The 578-nt window shown below is 69.9% G+C and carries 1 protein-coding gene; it reads left to right on the top strand.

Translation table 11 applies throughout. The features are described 5' to 3' along the window. Positions 1 to 82: 82 nt before the first annotated feature. Positions 83 to 578: lipoyl synthase (locus ACWKWX_RS32715; RefSeq protein WP_483829941.1), on the top strand; the 496-nt coding region annotated here is incomplete at its 3' end.

Genomic DNA, 578 nt, shown 5'->3' on the forward strand with positions numbered 1-578 from the left:
TCGTCGGGCAGGATGTCGCGCCCCGCGACATCCTCGCGTCGGTCGCCGAGGTCTTCGCCGGCGAGTACGCGGGGGCCGTCGCGTGAGCGCCGGGCCGGAGGGCCGCAAGCTGCTGCGCCTCGAGGTGCGCAACGCGGAGACCCCCATCGAACGCAAGCCCGAGTGGATCAAGACCAAGGCGAAGCTCGGCCCCGAGTACCGGGAGCTTCACGCTCTCGTGAAGAACGAAGACCTGCACACCGTGTGCCAGGAGGCGGGATGCCCCAACATCTTCGAGTGCTGGGAGGACCGCGAGGCCACCTTCCTCATCGGCGGCTCGCAGTGCACCCGCCGCTGCGACTTCTGCCAGATCGACACCGGCAAGCCCGCCGATTACGACACCGACGAGCCGCGCCGGGTGGCGGAGAGCGTCACCCGGATGCAGCTGCGCTACGCCACCGTCACCGGCGTCGCTCGCGACGACCTCCCCGATGAGGGCGCATGGCTCCACGCCGAGACCGTGCGTCAGATCCACGCGCAGAACCCCGGCACCGGAGTCGAGATCCTCGCGACGGACTTCTCCGGAAACCCCGACCTGC

Source organism: Pseudomonas imperatae, assembly GCF_057128625.1.